Source organism: Sulfitobacter sp. AS92 (assembly GCF_038900015.1).
Taxonomy (GTDB): domain Bacteria; phylum Pseudomonadota; class Alphaproteobacteria; order Rhodobacterales; family Rhodobacteraceae; genus Sulfitobacter.
Map to the genome: position 1 here is coordinate 365,341 of NZ_JBBMQL010000003.1, position 14,920 is coordinate 380,260.

Genomic DNA, 14,920 nt, shown 5'->3' on the forward strand with positions numbered 1-14,920 from the left:
AGGAAATACAATGAAACTAACACATGTATCCGCACTCTCCGCTCTGGCCATGGCAGTCTCGATGCCTGCCGCTGCAGAGGTCAAAATCGCCCTCGATAGCCCGCCAGACTTGGAAAAGTCCGGCACCTATGTTTGGGCACATACTTTCGGCAATTACCTGAATGAACACGGCATGGACGCCGAAGAATACGAGCGCAACTCGCTCGGTGAAGAAGCAGAGCGGCTCGATCAGGTGAGCCAAGGTCTTCTCGAAGTTTCGATGTCGGATGCCAAATCCGCAGGCACGTTGGACGGCACGGTTTCGGGCGCCTCAATGCCCTATTTCTTTGACGATCTCGATCAATTGGACATGGCGCTGGACAAAGGTGGCATGTTGGCGCGGATCAACGAGGGCACGACTCCCAAAGGCGTGCGCGTGCTTGACTTGGTAATGACCGGCACGGCAACCGGCATTTTCACAACCGAAGTGCCGATCCGTGCTTTTGGGGACATGCAGAATGTCCGGATGCGCGCCTTGGACGAGGTCCAGATCAACACCTTCGAGCAATGGGGCTCCAAAGGCACCATCGTGTCTTGGTCCGAAGTTCCCAACGCGTTGCAGACCGGTGTTGCGGGTGGCTACATCAACCCCGCCTTTGTACCACTGACCTATGGGCACACGGCCTTCATCAAGTATTTCACCAATGCTGAGATGAGCCCTTCGGTGCGCGTCGCTATTGCCTCGGAGGACTGGTACCAGAGCCTTTCTGATGAAGAGCGTAAGATCGTTGAGCAGGCGGTTAATGCGGCCCATGAAGCGAACCGCAAACTGGTTTCGGACGATTCCGCGGTGCTTAAACAGCTTGAAGAGGCCGGTATCGAAGTGATCGAACTGACCGCGGAAGAACGTGAAAAGTTCCGCGCCGCCAGCCAGCCGATCTATGAAGCCACAGACATGCCCGAGGGCGCGCTTGAGGCTTGGAACACAGCGGTCGGTCGCTGAACTGATGCGTGCGGTGGCACATCTGCTTGATCGGCTTTCTGCAGGTCTGAACCGGGCGGCACTGGTGGGGGCGGCGCTGGCCGTTGCCCTCATGCTGGCCGCTGCTGGCTGGCAGGTCATCGCCCGCTACCTCCTTAACCAGCCGCCGATCTGGACAGAGGAATTGGCGCGTTTCTCAATGGTCTGGGGCGGACTGCTTGGTGCCTCCTGCGCCTTTCGCTACAGGCTCGATCCGACGCTGTTTCCCGAAGCGCTTGCCATAAAGGGCGCTCGGGGCTTGGCCTTTACTCTGTTTCGGGCCCTTGGCGTCCTCTGTTTCGCGCTGCCGATCCTATGGTTCTGCTTTTTTGGCCCCGGCGCGAACCCGGCGCGCGGCTATCTTGCGCGGCTCGCTGGACGGCAGACCGAGACGATGGACCTGCCCATGGTGGTCTTCGGCATCGCTATCCCACTGGCATTCAGTCTAATCCTTTTGCATGTGATTGCTGATGTAGCGAAGGCGCTCACTCAGCTGAGGAACACACAATGAAGCTTTTCATGGCCTCTTTGGCCACCGAGACCAATTCCTTCTCCCCCATTCCTACCGGATGGAGCGGTTTCAAGGAACACCTTCATACCAAGACTGCTTCGCAGGGAGAGGCGGGGCTCTATGCTGCCGCAGTCACAGTCTGGCGTCGCCGCGCCGAAGCACTCGGGTGGGAGGTCGTCGAAAGCCTGTCGACCTATGCGCAGCCCGCTGGCCCGACTGTCCGTTCAGTCTATGAAACCATGCGAGACGACATTCTCAACGATCTGCGAGCGGCATTGCCGGTTGACGTCGTGCTGATGTCGATGCACGGCGCGATGATCGCGCAGGGCTATGACGATTGCGAAGGCGACATGATGGCCCGCATCCGGGAGATCGTGGGGCCGGAGGCGAATATCGGGCTGGAACTCGACCCGCACTGCCACCTGACCGAGACGATGCTCGAGAACACCACCGCGATCATCTGCTATAAAGAATACCCCCATGTCGATGTTGTGCCTCGGGCCGAAGAGCTTTTTACGCTCTGTGCCGACGCCGCTGCGGGAAAGATCACGCCAGTCATGCGCGATTATGACTGCCGCATGATGGCAATGTACCACACGCCTTTCGAGCCGGTGCGCAGCTACGTTGATCGCATGTCAGCGCAGGAGGGCAGGGAGGGGGTGTTGTCCGTTTCGCTTGTCCATGGTTTCCCTTGGGGAGACAACCCGCGCACCGGCACACGGGTATTGGTTGTGACCGACGGTGATGCCGATCTTGCAGCCTCACGTGCGGAGGCGCTTGGTTGCGAGCTTTGGGACATGCGGCATGAGCTGCGCACCTTCCCGACCATGGAGAAGGGGCTGGATCGTGCCATGACCTTAGAGGGTGCGCCCATCGTTTTAGCGGACTTTGCAGACAACGCAGGCGGGGGTGCTCCCTCAGATTCGACCTTTGTTCTGAAGGCAGCGCTTGACCGTGGCCTAACCGACATCGCCTTCGGCACCTTTTGGGATCCGGTCTTGGTCGGAATGTGCATTGACGCAGGTATTGGGGCAGAAATGGACATAAGGCTCGGCGGCAAGATCGGCCCGATGTCGGGCGACCCGGTTGATCTAAGGATCACTGTCCGTGGCATCGTGCGTGATGCGGTGCAGCATCTGGGAACGGCGGCAATGAATATGGGCGACTGCGTCTGGATGGAAAGTGATGGGCTTCACGTCGTTGTAAACACCAAACGCACCCAGACCTTCCATCCCGAAGCCTTCGAGAACCTCGGCATCGATCTTAGTCAGATGAAGTATGTCGTGGTGAAATCCTCGCAGCATTTTTACGACGGTTTCGCGCCGATTGCCGCAGAGGTCATACACCTTGGCACGCCCGGCGCGATCACGCCCGACTTTACAATCGTGCCCTATACCAAGCGTGATGGGAACTACTGGCCTAAAACAGAAAACCCTTTTGCCTAAAGAGATGCCCCGTTGACCGAACCCTACGAGATAATTCTGCGCGGCGGCCGCGTCATGGACCCCGAAACCGGTTTTGACCGGGAATGCGACGTGGCCATTGCAAACGGGATGATTGCAAAGATCGGCACCGTCGAAGGCGGGGCCGAACAAGAGATTGATGCCCGGGGGCTGATCGTGGCACCGGGGTTCATTGATCTGCACGCGCACGGCCAATCTGTGGCGGCAGACCGTATGCAGGCTTTTGACGGGGTCACCACCACGCTTGAGCTCGAAGTGGGGGCATTACCGGTAGCCGGCTGGTATGATCGGCAGGCGGGCATCCCGCGCGCGCTAAACTACGGCACTGCGGCGGCGTGGATATTTGCTCGTAAGGCGGTAATGGGCGGGCTTGATCTCGATCCCGACGTCCATCCGATTGACCAGATGGGCGCCGGAGCCGACGATATGCGCTGGTCAACCGAGGCCGCAGACGCCGTGCAAACCCGCGCCATTGTTGCACATGTGCGGCAGGGGCTTGATGAGGGTGCTATCGGTATTGGTCTGCCGAATGGCTATGCTCCCGGTGCCGGGGTCAAGGAAATGAGCGACATTTGCGATCTGGCCTTCGAGTACGGAACGCCGACCTATACTCATATCGCCTACCTCAGCAATATTGACCCACAAAGCTCAGTCGACAGCTACGTGCGGCTCATCGGTCTTGCCGGAGCGACCGGCGCGCATATGCACATCTGTCATTTGAACTCGACCTCGCTGATGGACATCGAACGGGTGACCGAGCTGGTGGCCAAGGCTCAAGAACAGGGGTTGCCCGTCACAACCGAAGCCTACCCCTATGGTACCGGAGCGACAGTCGTCAGCGCGGGATTCTTCATGGATCCAGATTTTACCAAACGCACCGGCAGCGCCTATTCAAATGTCGAATTGATCCACAACCACCACCGCTTTATTGACCGCGAAGATGTGGTGCGAGCGCGCGATGCCTCGCCGACCGATCTGGTCATGTGGCATTTCCTCGATGTAGAGTTAAATGATGAGCACCGACGTCTGCTGGATCTATCGGTTACCTATCCGGGTGGCTCGATCGCCTCGGATGCGATGCCTTGGATCAATGAAGATGGTAGCATCTATGAAGGGCTCGACTGGCCCTTGCCCGATGGTCTCTCGGCGCATCCCCGGTCATCTGGGACATTCACCCGCTTCTTGCGCGATTACGTGCGCGACCGGGCGGTCATGACGTTGATTGAGGGGTTGGCGAAATGCACAATCCTGCCTGCGCGGGTTATTGAGGGGTGTGTCCCGCAAATCCGTAAAAAGGCGCGGGTACAGGAGGGGTGCGATGCTGATCTGGTGGTCTTTGATCTGGAGACGCTGACCGATAAGGCCGAGTTCACAGCGATGAATCGCGCGTCCGAAGGGGTGCGGTATCTCTTTGTAAACGGCGTTGCGGTGATTGCGGAAGGCGCACTCGATACTGCTGCGTCCCCCGGGCGCCCGATCCGCTGCCAACCAACATGAGCGTTCCGGTTCTGTTGGTCACCGGATTTTTGGGGGCGGGCAAAACAAGTTTCATCAATCAGCTCCTACATGCGGACCACGGCCTGCGCATCGCCGCCATCGTCAACGACTTCGGCTCTATTAACATCGACGCAGCGCTTCTCGAAGGGGCCGCGGACGGGGTGATCGGGCTTAAAAACGGCTGCATTTGCTGTTCGCTGCAAGGCGATCTTTTGCGGACGTTAAAGATCGTCCTCAACCAAAATCCCGGGCCCGACCACATCGTGATCGAGGCCAGCGGCGTTGCGGATCCTGCTGGGATAGCGCAGTCCCTGACCGACCCGGTGCTGTGGTCGCAAGTCCGACTTGAGACCATAGCTTGTCTGATCGACGTACCCGATCTGGCTGCGCGTGTTGATGACCCGCTTTGGAAAGCTCAGGTGTCCGGGTCAGACATCCATTGTTTGGCCAAGACGGAAGGAACGACACTAACCGAACTTACCGCCGTTCACGAAACTCTTGCTGATCTGGGCAAACAGCATGTATTCGACCTTTCCAAAGGTTTTCCCCATATGGCGGTGTTCCCCCTCGAACCTCGTAAGCACACAGCTTTGAATAAGCCATTACAGGATGACCGGTTTGCCCACCTCGAATGGCAATACAATGGCAAAATAGATTTGCGCAGATTTCAAAGTGTAATGTCCGCGCTTGCCCCCGACTTGTTACGTGCAAAGGGGTTTGTTTGGGTGGCAGAGGGTAGCTTGCTATTCCAGATGACCGGCACCCGCGCCACTCTCTCACGTGCGCCTGAGGTGGCAAGCGCCGCCCAGCAGGGTTGCCAACTTGTACTGATTGGAGAGCGCAAGCGCTTCGACGCAGACCGTGTAGAACAGCAGCTCAATGGGTTGATCACATGAGCTAAAAAGGAAGACGATGGGTCACAGTAAATGCGAGATGGTCGCAGACTTTGGCGGACGTCTATTCGAATCCACTTGTTGAGCCCCAAACCCAGACTGAACCCTTATGATGTCAAAGAGGGGCGGATTGCGGTCATTCGCTGCAGTTGCAAAGTATAGGCTAATCGTATGAGAAAGCAGACGTTCGGTAGCTTGTGGCACTTTCACCCGCGGCGAACGGCAGCAAGAGCCCAACCCGTCCGATGCTGCGCGAGACACCAAAGAGTCCAGCTGAAAAAAGCCGACCTACAGTGTCTTTCTAAAATAGACGACACGATCCGTTTCTTCGAATCCTGTAGCACTGTGAAACGCATGGCTCGCCAAATTGTCGACATGCGCATCGGACGCAAGCTCCAAGCAGCCTTTGTCTCGCGCCCAAGATTGAACCGCCTTCAGCAGGAGCTTGCCAATGCCAGAGCTTTGGTCGTTGGGCTGTACGAAGATGCCCTCCAGAAAAGCCACCGGCGAAGTCTCGCATCCATTTACGTGATCATGCCTCAACGCCGCTTCGGCGAACGCCCGAATGCCCTCCCCATCTATTACGTCCAAGAAGGCAATGCACTTGTTAGGGGATTTGGCGAGCATCGCTACGGCCTCGGCTCTGTGTTCGTCAAGCGATGTATCGTCCCAAAGCTGGGCACGGAGTTCGATCCAGCCTGAAAGATCCGAATATGTGGCGACACGTATTGGCATGTCATGATTTTAGTAAGTCTCGGGAACGTCCGCAATGGTTGGATAAGCGGACGCAGTCACTGTCGGCGCGAACGGCAGCCATGTTCCGCATTGCCGCCTTTCGCCTTCCTATTTGGCGGTCATTTCGTGTGCAACCGCAGCAAAGGGCTGGAATGAGCCCTGAGTCACCGATGCTGCAAAGCGCCCTAAGGTCTGCTCTTGCGGAGGTCTCGGCTCGACGGCTCGGTTATCTTCCGGCTATACTTGGTGATGGCTGAAAGTAGAGAAGGCGAGACCATAAATGCCGATGCCGTGGACATACCGCCATGCGTCCAAAGAGTGGCGCGCCTTCCTTGATGATGTGAAGGAATGCATGTCTCTTGAGTCCGACAATATGGCCTACACTGCTGTGGATGCCGTATTGCAGGTCTTTAGGCGCCGTTTGACGGCAGAACAGGGACTTGCTTTCGCAAGCGTGCTTCCGGCTGTCCTCCGTGCGATTTTTGTGAAGGGTTGGGACGTTTCCAAACCACCGCTTCCATTTGCGGAGCGGCAGGCTCTCACCGACGAGTCCAAGCAGGTCCGCGCCAACCACAACCTGACACCAGACAACGCCATCGAAGCGACGGCTTGGGCAATCCGGCGTTGCACCGACAACCGAGATTTCGAAAGAATGCTGACACAGCTCCCTCACGGTGCCGCTGAGTTCTGGCATGTCGATGTCGCTGACCCGACAGAGCTGGATCAGCGGATAATTTAGCAGCGGAAGTGGACGTTCCAATTGAGAACGTGAACGGCAGCAAGGTCCGCAGTGCCGACCTTGACCTGCCTACCTCAGCGCTATTTTCGTTTGCGAAAGAGACGAAGGGCAGGAACGAGCCCTTCTTGGACTTCGTATTGAACAGCAAGGGATCATAGGAATTGCCATGTTGAGCATCCGCCCATTACTATCCGATGACCACCGCAAAATTGTCGATATCTGGCATAGAGGTTGGCATGATGCACATGCAGGACTCGTGCCGAAGGGTGTCCTCAACTATCGGGCTATTGATCACTTTTGGTCTTGGCTACATTGCTCCACCGATCAGTTTTATGTCGCAGTTGAAGGTGAAATCCTCGGCTTTGTTTCGATGCAAGGTTCAGAGATCGTCAAACTATATGTCGATGTCCAATCACGAGGAAATGGAACAGCGGCCAAATTGCTTTCTTTTGCCGAAAGAAGGATTCACGATCAAAACTTGGTTGATAGTGTCCTATTTTGCATTGCTGGGAATGCCCGTGCAGAAAGGTTCTATGAGCGCGAAGGTTGGATTCTGACTCAGACGTTTTCCGATAAACTCTGGCTTCCTCAAAACGCTGTGAGCGTGTTCATCGCGGACACTCATCGCTACACCAAACGTCTAACTTGAAAGACAGCAATGTTGCGCTGAGCCGCCCCGCGTGTTCATCATAGCAAACGTCAGCCTCGAGCCCAAAGTGTAATATCCGCTGACGTCACTTTAGTCTCCTTTTTCACCTGCGACCCTGCGTGCAGCCTCAAGAACCAGACCAAAGGGACGACTGACAATCAGCATGAGCACTGCCGTTGTTGCGAGGAGTGTGAGTATTTCGTCTTGCTCCGCTCCTGCGATCCACAAGGTCAGCCCGTAAACGGGAAGCTGGAATGTCAAAAACGCTAAGCCATCAATCAGGGATTTGCTCCATGAGACTGTAGGCTTTGTGGTTGCGAAAAACCAATCCCGCCACGCTCCATATGGCCGTCCCGTCAGCACCATCATCGGTATCATGATCAAGCGTGTCCTTACGACCTCAACTGGTTCCATACTTGCAATGTAGAGTTCGGTCAGACTGGCCAATGTAGTGAAGAACACCACCGTTGTCAGAGTATCTATAATGGTCAAACGCATGGCTGCTGAATATCGCCTGAAATCGTTCAAGTCGATGGTCGCTTCGTCCCGCCAAGCAGGCCGCAGTGCTCGATGCAGCAAATGGCAGGAACGAGCCCTTTGACGGATGCTGCATCACAATGTGTAGGTGAGCCGTTGCCCCTTTACAGTCTTAAATGACTGTGGCTGGCTAAACCAGAAATCAGAAAGGTATTCTTATGGATTTTCAGATTTGGTTGGCGTTCGTTGCGGCTTCAATCGCTCTTTTGCTCATTCCGGGGCCGACGGTATTGCTCGTTCTCAGCTATGCTATCAGCCAAGGAAAGCGGGTTGCTCTTGCGACGGTCGGCGGCGTAGCTCTTGGTGACTTCATCGCAATGTCAGCTTCGCTCGCTGGCCTCGGGGCTTTGGTTCTGGCGTCCGCCACACTCTTTACCGTCCTGAAATGGGTAGGGGCTGTTTATCTTGTGTATTTGGGCATTAAGCTATTTCGAAGCGCATCTACAGCTTCGCTTGGTGATCTGGAAAAGGTGACGGAAACCAGCGCATCGAGCGTTTTCGGCCATGCTGCGGCTGTAACTGCGCTCAATCCAAAATCCATAGTATTCTTTATTGCGTTTGTGCCGCAATTCGTTGTCGTGGACAGCCCGCTCCTGCCTCAGTTTGCCATACTCGTCGCTACCTTTGTCGGTCTGGCTGCAATTAATGCACTTGCCTATGCGTTGTTGGCGGACAAGCTGCGGGCCAAGATTGCACGACCATCGGTGTTGGCTTGGTTCTCCCGTCTTGGCGGTAGTGCGCTAATTGCAATGGGTGTTGCGACGGCCGCATTTAAGCGGGCGCAGTAAGCCTCAGTTAAGGTCGGCTTCGTCCGCATAGCGGACCAACACGCTTTGCGGACACCCCCAAGCAAAACAGGTCTTTCCTTCTCGATGCAGCTAACGGCAATTCAGAGCCCAATTTGACAACTTCCCGGCGTTCGACCACAGCTTCCAGAGAAGCTTAAAGAGGCTCTGCAATGACCATAGAGATAAAGAATCTCGATAAGGCTTCTGACCTGCATACGGTTGAAGCATTCTACGCCGCGGCGCCCGATTATTGGGAAGCTGCGGAGGGCCATCCGCCCGGACTTGAAAAAGCAAAAGAGTTCTTCGAAGATAATCCGCCAAACTGCGATCCGAGCGAAACATGCCGCTTTGGCGTTTTTTTGGATGAACATTTGTCGGGCATCGCCGATCTGTTCTTTGGGTTTCCTGAACTTGGTGACGCCTATGTCGGACTTATGATGCTGGGCCCGTGGGCACGGAATCAAGGCATTGGACAGATCATTCTCTCTCATGTGGAAGAAATCGCAAAAGTAGGCGGCGCTAAAAATCTGTATCTCGCAGTCATGTCCACCAATCCAAAAGGCCGCGCTTTCTGGGAGCGAGAAGGTTTTGTCGCAACTGGGCTAAGTGGGATGAGCGTCGTTGGAAATAATCAGCAAGAGCTTCATCGGTTGGTCAAAACTCTCTGAATTTTAAGTCAGCTTTGGCCGCATTGCTGCCTGTGGTTCAGACCGCCGCGAAGGTCGGGTCTGAGCCCTTTGTGACCGATGCTGCGGCAGCCGCCAATGTCTGCTTCGTTCTTCTCGATGAAGCTACGCGACCGCGCGAATTTCCTTCACGAACATCACAGATGCGGTCACTAATAACCCAAGCGAAACAGCGGCAAGTATAGCCCAACCGAACCCAGCGATGATTGCACCGGCTGCGAAAGCACACAATGTTGACACCAGCGCGATCATTGTATCGTTCGCGCCTTGCACCAGCGCCTTTTCGTCTTCCGACACAGAATTTGCGAGCATCGTTGTCGCACCGATGAAGCCGAAGTTCCATCCGATGCCCAATAAAACGAGCGATCCATAAAAGTGAACAGATGTCAGACCACTTAGCGCCGCAATCGAAGACATAACCAGTAGTGCCAGTCCAATGAGAGCAATTGGATGCACGCCAAATCGTTTAATCAAGAACCCGGTAAAGAAACTCGGAGCAAACATCGCCACAACGTGCCAACGGATGACGTCACCCGCCACGGCTTCGCTAAAGCCGCATCCGATCATAGCGAGCGGTGTCGGCACCATCAAGAAAACCATAATGCCCTGAGAGACGGCCCCAAGCCCAACCGCAAGGCGGACGGGTTTACGTTTCAGAATCGATAGGGAGGCAAAACGTTCTCTGAGGCTTTGCGGAGAACCGTTTGTCGGGGCGGGCAGCCTCGTTAACGCCAATGGGACCAAGCCTATTATAGAAAGAATTGCGAGTGCTGCATATGCGCCTGCCAAGGGAATTGGCGCGAGCGTATCTTTAGCAGCGATGAACATCTGAGGGCCGACAAAGGCAGCAATCAATCCCGACGTCAGCATCAAAGAGATTGCAACAGGCTGCCACTCTGCGCTTACGGTCTCAGCAGCCGCGAACCTAAAATACTGGTAACACGCAAGTGCTGCACCCAATGCAAGATGTGCGATGCACAGAAGAAGAAAGCTGCCGATATATAGGGCCCAAACTCCCAGTAAGGCACCGAAGACTGCACAGACAACGCCCGTGACAAAACCAATTTTTCGCCCACGTCTACCCATCAAAAGCGAAAACGGGGCAGCGGCGAACAACCCTGCAAGCGTTTGAAGTGATGCCGGGAGTGTTGCCAGTGCAGTTGAAGGGGCCAGCATCAATCCCGCCAGACCTCCCAAGATAATCAGCATCGGCATGGCAGACCCAAGAATCGTGTTCGCCACAAGCAGGCCTAAATAGTTGCCGTTCCGAGAAATGAACGAGGTGCGCATTTTAAATATCCAAATCTGGTTGTGTTAGTGACTTGGTAATCCATTTCTTTTCTGTCTAATATGTCAATATGGCATCAAATATAGACACCACACAAAAAAACCGCTCCATCGACGTCTTGCTATTTGATGATGTCAATCTGCTGGATGTCTCTGGTCCAGTTCAGGCATTTGATACCGCAATGGTGGATGGCGAAAAGCGATACGATGTTCGGTATGTTTCGATTGATGGTAGTCCAGTCAGAGCTGGTTGCGGGTTGCGTATGATCCCTGATGCAGCGCTGTCGCCAGAAACTACCAGCGACGATCTTTTGATCCCAGGTGGGGCAGGTGTTAATGCGCTGATCCCCAATAGTATGGTCTGTGAAGTCGTTGCGAACCACCTCAACCGCAAGCCCAACGGGCGTGTCATCTCGATCTGTTCCGGCGCATTGCTGCTTGCTTCGGCAGGCGTGTTGGATGGACGGGCAGCAACAACACATTGGTCACGTTTGGCAGATACCAAAAAATATGACCGCGTGTTGTGGGACCTTGATCAGATTTCCACAGCGCAAGACCGTGTTTTCACGTCAGCAGGTGTTACGACAGGTATTGACCTTGCCCTTTCCATCATTCGCGCAGACTGCGGCCCGACGGTTGCATTGGCAGTCGCACGCGAGCTGGTTGTTCAGTTGCGGCGTACAGGCGGGCAAAGTCAGTACGCCATTCATTTGGCAGGGCAATTCACCAAAGACGATGCGCTAACCCGACTGATCGAACAAGTCGTCGCCGAACCACATTTAAACTGGTCATTGGATGCATTAGCTCACGCCGCAGGTATGAACCCACGGACTTTATCACGTCACTTTAAACGGGATCTGCAAGAAAATCCTGCGCAGTTCGTGGAACGGATACGTATTGATCATGCAAGGGGGCTGATGGCTGACAAACTACCGTTGAAGCAGGTTGCACGGCTCAGCGGTTTTGGCGACCTTCAACGCATGCGCCGCGCCTTTCAGCGCAGATTTGGTGTCCATGTAAGCAACTACGTAAACTCATTCGTAACGTAATGCCGCCTGACCAAAAGCCGCCCTTCGTGCAGCCGCAGCGAAATGGTGCTTTGTCCGCGATGCAGCCATCCAACACGTCAAAATGCTGCGCTAATGAGTCAATGTCTGCTTCGGGGAAGCTGCGATGCAGCAATTGGACATCTGATCAATGGCGGCTCTGGGCCGTTCGCTGCCTTCAACACCAAGGCCGCTGCGGAAATCTAAGAGGATATTAGCCGATATATTGCAATTAAGAACGCACTTGCGAGCAGTGAGCCAACTTCGATCACGCACGGGCGCGCGGTTACGAAGAGATGGTTGTGCTTCTCGAATAGCATTTGAGTCAAAACGAGCCGCTCTAATCTTGTCATAGCGGCTCGCAAAGTCACGAGCGACCTTTCAGTCCCTCAACCGCCTCGCCTGACTGCAGGCGCATGACCACGCAATGGATAGCTCGTCGGAAAAATTTCATCTACCGGCGGGTGGAACAACGTCCTATCTGGATATTGCGACACCATCCGATCGAATTGTGACTGTGCCTGTTGCTGGAATGCAGCCTCATCCACCCCCGGAATTGCGCCATCGCGCATAACAAAGCGCCCGGCGATCATCACGTCCGACACGTCCCGGCCTGAGCCGTTGAGCAATAAGGTCTGTATCGGGTCAATGCGCTGGCCAATGTCCGGGGAATCCAGTCGGATCACGTTTAAGTCTGCCGCAGAGCCTGGCGCGAGCCGACCCAGATCAGGCCGGTTTAGCGCCGCCGCGCCCCCCAAGGTTGCCGCATCGTAGAAATCGGCGGCGCCGACGCAGGTGGGGTTTCCCTCTGCGATCCGCGCGGTCATCACCCCAAGGGCCATGTTCTGGATCATATCAGCAGGGTGCGTGTCCGTCCCCATGCCGATGGTCACCCCAAGATCACGGAAGCGCGCGAAAGAGTGCAGAACTTTGCCGCCGCGTGCCATCACCAAGGGGCAATGGGCCAGTGCGGCGCCGGAGCTTATCAAAATTTCATGGTCAGGCGCCTCATGAGTAATCCCGTTAATACCTGACAGAAACAGCCCGTGCGGCAGGATCGTAGCGGGCGCAAAGAACGCCGTGTCGCGCAACAATTCCAGCGGGCTCTTGTCATGCTGCTGAAGCACCAAATCATATTCCAGCCGCGATTGGCAGCAATGCAGGCGGATCGGCACGTTGTGATCGCGGGCGGCGGCACCGCTGCGGCGCAGAAGTTCGGGCGTGCAGGTCTCGATCCGGTCAGGGGCCAGCATGGTGCGGACCAGCCCGCCGTGAGTGTTCTCATGGCGGGTGATGAAGGCTTCTGCATCTGCAAGCCCCTGAAACCCGCGCGCCTCTTCATAATGAAAACCGATTTGCCGCTCGGCGTTCACCACCAGATTGCCACTGCGGTAAGCCGGTCCGAGGTAGACGCGCAGCCCGAGGTCCGCCGCTGCACCCGCCGCCGCGTCGAACTCCGTTTCCGTTTCGCCCCAGGCGCGGTAGAAAAGCGAAGAGATGGGCAGGGCGGTGGTGATCCCGTTGCGGATCAGCCGGGTGAAGGCATAGCGTTTCTGGAAGGCCAATTCGTCGGGGCTGTACATCTCCCGCGGCCCGGCCTGCATGTAGCTTTCAGGCCAGACCCGGCCCTTAAGTTCAGGCGGATGGTTATCATAGCCCAACACTGTGGTGTCGAGGTCGGCCAGCGCATCGAGGTCGATGAAACCCGGCCCGATCAGCGCCTCTCCGAAGTCTATCGTTTCGGCCACATCGCCATCGAAATCATGGCCGACGTGCAGTACCTTTTCCCCTTCAACGATGACTGTACCGTTGTGGTAGAGGCAGTGCTGGTCGTCTGCATGGCCGACGACCCAAGCGGCGGTCAGGGCGGTGCGTTTCATGCTGCGTGCCATGCTGCCTCCGTCACGCCATCACGTGCCACGATCTGTCCGCCCGAAACGACCAGCCGCCGCGGCGGGCGCAAGGTGATCGCCTCAGACAGAGCCTCAACATTTACCAGCACAAGATCGGCGCGGCTGCCTTCGGTGAGGCCATAATCCTTGAGCCCCATCACCCGCGCGCCCTCGGTCGTGCAGGTGTCGAGCGCCCAAGCCACCTCAACATCGGCGCGGAGGTTGTTGCGTAGGCCGACGAGCATTGCGCGTTCCAGCATGCAGGCGTTGCCGTAAGGTGTCCAAGTATCGCGGATACCGTCGTTGCCCGCGCAGATTGCGATGCCGCGCTCACGGCAGGCCGCGACCGATGGTACCGGGCGTGAGGCGGGCGCGGTGGTGGCCAGCGACACGTCCAGCGCCGAGATCCGGTCGAGCAATGCGGCGACCCGCGCCTGATCGTTCATGCCAAGACAGAAAGCGTGGCTGACAGTCACCTTGCCCTGCATCGCCAGCGCCTCGGTCCGGTCGAGGATCATTTCAAGGCTGAATGCGCCCATTTCCCCCGGCTCGTGCAGATGAATGTCGATCTGCTTGCCGTGTTTCTCAGCCAGCCCAAAGACGGCATCAAGCTGCCCTTTGGGGTCACGGTCGATGCCGCAGGGGTCCAACCCACCGACAATTTCCGCCCCGTCGCGCAGGGCTTGGTCCATCAGCTCTACCGTGCCTGGGCGGATCATCATGCCCGATTGCGGGAAGGCGACGATCTCGACCTGCATGACCTCGGCATAGCGCGCTCGTGTTGCCGCAACCCCTGCAAACAGGCTCAACCCGTGGTCGGTATCGATATCGACATGACTGCGGATGGCCGTGGTACCTTTGGACAGCGCCAGTGCCACCTGCCGCGACGATTGGCGCTCCGCGTCCATATCCAACTCGTGGCGCAGATGGCGCTCGGTGTCGATCATCTGCTGCAGGCTTTTACCCTGCTGATGCGGATGCCATGGCATGCCCCAGAGCGTCTTGTCGAGATGTGCGTGGGCATCGACCAGCCCCGGCAAAGCGAGCGCGCCACAGCAGTCCTCAATGAGCGCACCCGCCGGCGGGGTGATCTCGGCGGCGATGCGGGCGATGCGCCCATTATCAATCAATACATCGGTTTTCGCGGCACCCATCAGGCGCAGGTTCTTCAGCAGCAGTGGCTTGGTCATGTCTGGT

At 56.4% G+C, this 14,920-nt stretch carries 15 protein-coding genes; 10 read left to right on the plus strand and 5 right to left on the minus strand.

The features are described 5' to 3' along the window. Positions 1-10 precede the first annotated feature (10 nt). From WNY61_RS07915 to WNY61_RS07935, 5 genes are read left to right on the plus strand one after another with little or no spacing between them, the layout of a single operon-like run. A complete protein-coding gene (locus tag WNY61_RS07915) occupies positions 11-982 on the plus strand; it encodes a TRAP transporter substrate-binding protein (RefSeq protein ID WP_342850925.1) in 972 nt (323 codons plus the stop codon). After that, positions 951-1,511, plus strand: coding sequence for a TRAP transporter small permease subunit (locus WNY61_RS07920; protein WP_342850926.1), 561 nt, complete (start codon positions 951-953; stop codon positions 1,509-1,511). Before WNY61_RS07915 ends, WNY61_RS07920 begins: the two co-directional genes overlap by 32 nt. After that, positions 1,508-2,956 carry a M81 family metallopeptidase gene (locus tag WNY61_RS07925; RefSeq protein WP_342850927.1) on the plus strand — a complete coding sequence of 483 codons (1,449 nt, stop codon included), beginning with the start codon at positions 1,508-1,510 and terminating at the stop codon, positions 2,954-2,956. The genes WNY61_RS07920 and WNY61_RS07925 overlap by 4 nt, the downstream gene beginning before the upstream one ends. Positions 2,957-2,968: 12 nt before the next feature. Next, a complete protein-coding gene (locus WNY61_RS07930; RefSeq protein ID WP_342850928.1) occupies positions 2,969-4,471 on the plus strand; it encodes an amidohydrolase family protein in 1,503 nt (500 codons plus the stop codon). Beyond that, positions 4,468-5,367 carry a GTP-binding protein gene (locus WNY61_RS07935; protein WP_342850929.1) on the plus strand — a complete coding sequence of 300 codons (900 nt, stop codon included), beginning with the start codon at positions 4,468-4,470 and terminating at the stop codon, positions 5,365-5,367. The genes WNY61_RS07930 and WNY61_RS07935 overlap by 4 nt, the downstream gene beginning before the upstream one ends. A gap of 285 nt (positions 5,368-5,652) precedes the next feature. Here WNY61_RS07935 and aac(6') read toward each other — a convergent pair whose 3' ends face one another. After that, positions 5,653-6,099 carry an aminoglycoside 6'-N-acetyltransferase gene (aac(6'), locus tag WNY61_RS07940; RefSeq protein ID WP_342850930.1) on the minus strand — a complete coding sequence of 149 codons (447 nt, stop codon included), beginning with the start codon at positions 6,097-6,099 and terminating at the stop codon, positions 5,653-5,655. Positions 6,100-6,379: 280 nt separating this feature from the next. Between aac(6') and WNY61_RS07945 the strand changes: the two genes are divergently transcribed. Both WNY61_RS07945 and WNY61_RS07950 read left to right on the plus strand, forming a co-directional pair. After that, complete coding sequence (locus WNY61_RS07945) at positions 6,380-6,838, plus strand: DUF2267 domain-containing protein (protein WP_342850931.1); 459 nt, start codon at positions 6,380-6,382, stop codon at positions 6,836-6,838. A gap of 166 nt (positions 6,839-7,004) precedes the next feature. Beyond that, the gene (locus WNY61_RS07950; RefSeq protein ID WP_342850932.1) at positions 7,005-7,487 is read left to right on the plus strand and encodes a GNAT family N-acetyltransferase; all 483 of its coding nucleotides are present in this window, start codon (positions 7,005-7,007) and stop codon (positions 7,485-7,487) included. A 90-nt stretch (positions 7,488-7,577) separates the two neighbouring features. Here the strand turns inward: WNY61_RS07950 and alaE are convergent, their stop codons facing one another. Beyond that, entirely contained in the window at positions 7,578-7,985 is a 408-nt protein-coding gene (gene alaE / locus WNY61_RS07955; protein WP_342850933.1) for an L-alanine exporter AlaE, read from the minus strand. A gap of 197 nt (positions 7,986-8,182) precedes the next feature. On the opposite strand from alaE, the gene WNY61_RS07960 reads away from it, so the two are divergent. Beyond that, complete coding sequence (locus tag WNY61_RS07960) at positions 8,183-8,812, plus strand: LysE family translocator (protein WP_342850934.1); 630 nt, start codon at positions 8,183-8,185, stop codon at positions 8,810-8,812. Between the two features lie 170 nt (positions 8,813-8,982). Beyond that, positions 8,983-9,480 (plus strand): GNAT family N-acetyltransferase, encoded by a 498-nt coding sequence (locus WNY61_RS07965; protein ID WP_342850935.1) that lies wholly within the window; start codon positions 8,983-8,985, stop codon positions 9,478-9,480. Positions 9,481-9,603: 123 nt separating this feature from the next. Here WNY61_RS07965 and WNY61_RS07970 read toward each other — a convergent pair whose 3' ends face one another. Next, positions 9,604-10,788 (minus strand): MFS transporter, encoded by a 1,185-nt coding sequence (locus WNY61_RS07970; protein WP_342850936.1) that lies wholly within the window; start codon positions 10,786-10,788, stop codon positions 9,604-9,606. 68 nt (positions 10,789-10,856) lie between these two features. On the opposite strand from WNY61_RS07970, the gene WNY61_RS07975 reads away from it, so the two are divergent. After that, entirely contained in the window at positions 10,857-11,834 is a 978-nt protein-coding gene (locus WNY61_RS07975) for a DJ-1/PfpI family protein (protein WP_342850937.1), read from the plus strand. A gap of 386 nt (positions 11,835-12,220) precedes the next feature. Here WNY61_RS07975 and WNY61_RS07980 read toward each other — a convergent pair whose 3' ends face one another. Both WNY61_RS07980 and WNY61_RS07985 read right to left on the minus strand, forming a co-directional pair. Then, positions 12,221-13,723 carry a chlorohydrolase family protein gene (locus tag WNY61_RS07980; protein WP_342850938.1) on the minus strand — a complete coding sequence of 501 codons (1,503 nt, stop codon included), beginning with the start codon at positions 13,721-13,723 and terminating at the stop codon, positions 12,221-12,223. Then, positions 13,708-14,913 carry an amidohydrolase family protein gene (locus WNY61_RS07985; RefSeq protein ID WP_342850939.1) on the minus strand — a complete coding sequence of 402 codons (1,206 nt, stop codon included), beginning with the start codon at positions 14,911-14,913 and terminating at the stop codon, positions 13,708-13,710. Before WNY61_RS07985 ends, WNY61_RS07980 begins: the two co-directional genes overlap by 16 nt. Positions 14,914-14,920: the final 7 nt, after the last annotated feature.

Coding starts and splice junctions, on each gene's coding strand:
- WNY61_RS07950 (WP_342850932.1), top strand. CDS start 7,005: ATGTTGAGCATCCGCCCATTACTATCCGATGACCACCGCAAAATTGTC.
- alaE (WP_342850933.1), bottom strand. CDS start 7,985: ATGCGTTTGACCATTATAGATACTCTGACAACGGTGGTGTTCTTCACT.
- WNY61_RS07975 (WP_342850937.1), top strand. CDS start 10,857: ATGGCATCAAATATAGACACCACACAAAAAAACCGCTCCATCGACGTC.
- WNY61_RS07945 (WP_342850931.1), top strand. CDS start 6,380: ATGCCGATGCCGTGGACATACCGCCATGCGTCCAAAGAGTGGCGCGCC.
- WNY61_RS07985 (WP_342850939.1), bottom strand. CDS start 14,913: ATGACCAAGCCACTGCTGCTGAAGAACCTGCGCCTGATGGGTGCCGCG.
- WNY61_RS07935 (WP_342850929.1), top strand. CDS start 4,468: ATGAGCGTTCCGGTTCTGTTGGTCACCGGATTTTTGGGGGCGGGCAAA.
- WNY61_RS07960 (WP_342850934.1), top strand. CDS start 8,183: ATGGATTTTCAGATTTGGTTGGCGTTCGTTGCGGCTTCAATCGCTCTT.
- WNY61_RS07925 (WP_342850927.1), top strand. CDS start 1,508: ATGAAGCTTTTCATGGCCTCTTTGGCCACCGAGACCAATTCCTTCTCC.
- WNY61_RS07915 (WP_342850925.1), top strand. CDS start 11: ATGAAACTAACACATGTATCCGCACTCTCCGCTCTGGCCATGGCAGTC.
- WNY61_RS07970 (WP_342850936.1), bottom strand. CDS start 10,788: ATGCGCACCTCGTTCATTTCTCGGAACGGCAACTATTTAGGCCTGCTT.
- WNY61_RS07980 (WP_342850938.1), bottom strand. CDS start 13,723: ATGGCACGCAGCATGAAACGCACCGCCCTGACCGCCGCTTGGGTCGTC.
- WNY61_RS07965 (WP_342850935.1), top strand. CDS start 8,983: ATGACCATAGAGATAAAGAATCTCGATAAGGCTTCTGACCTGCATACG.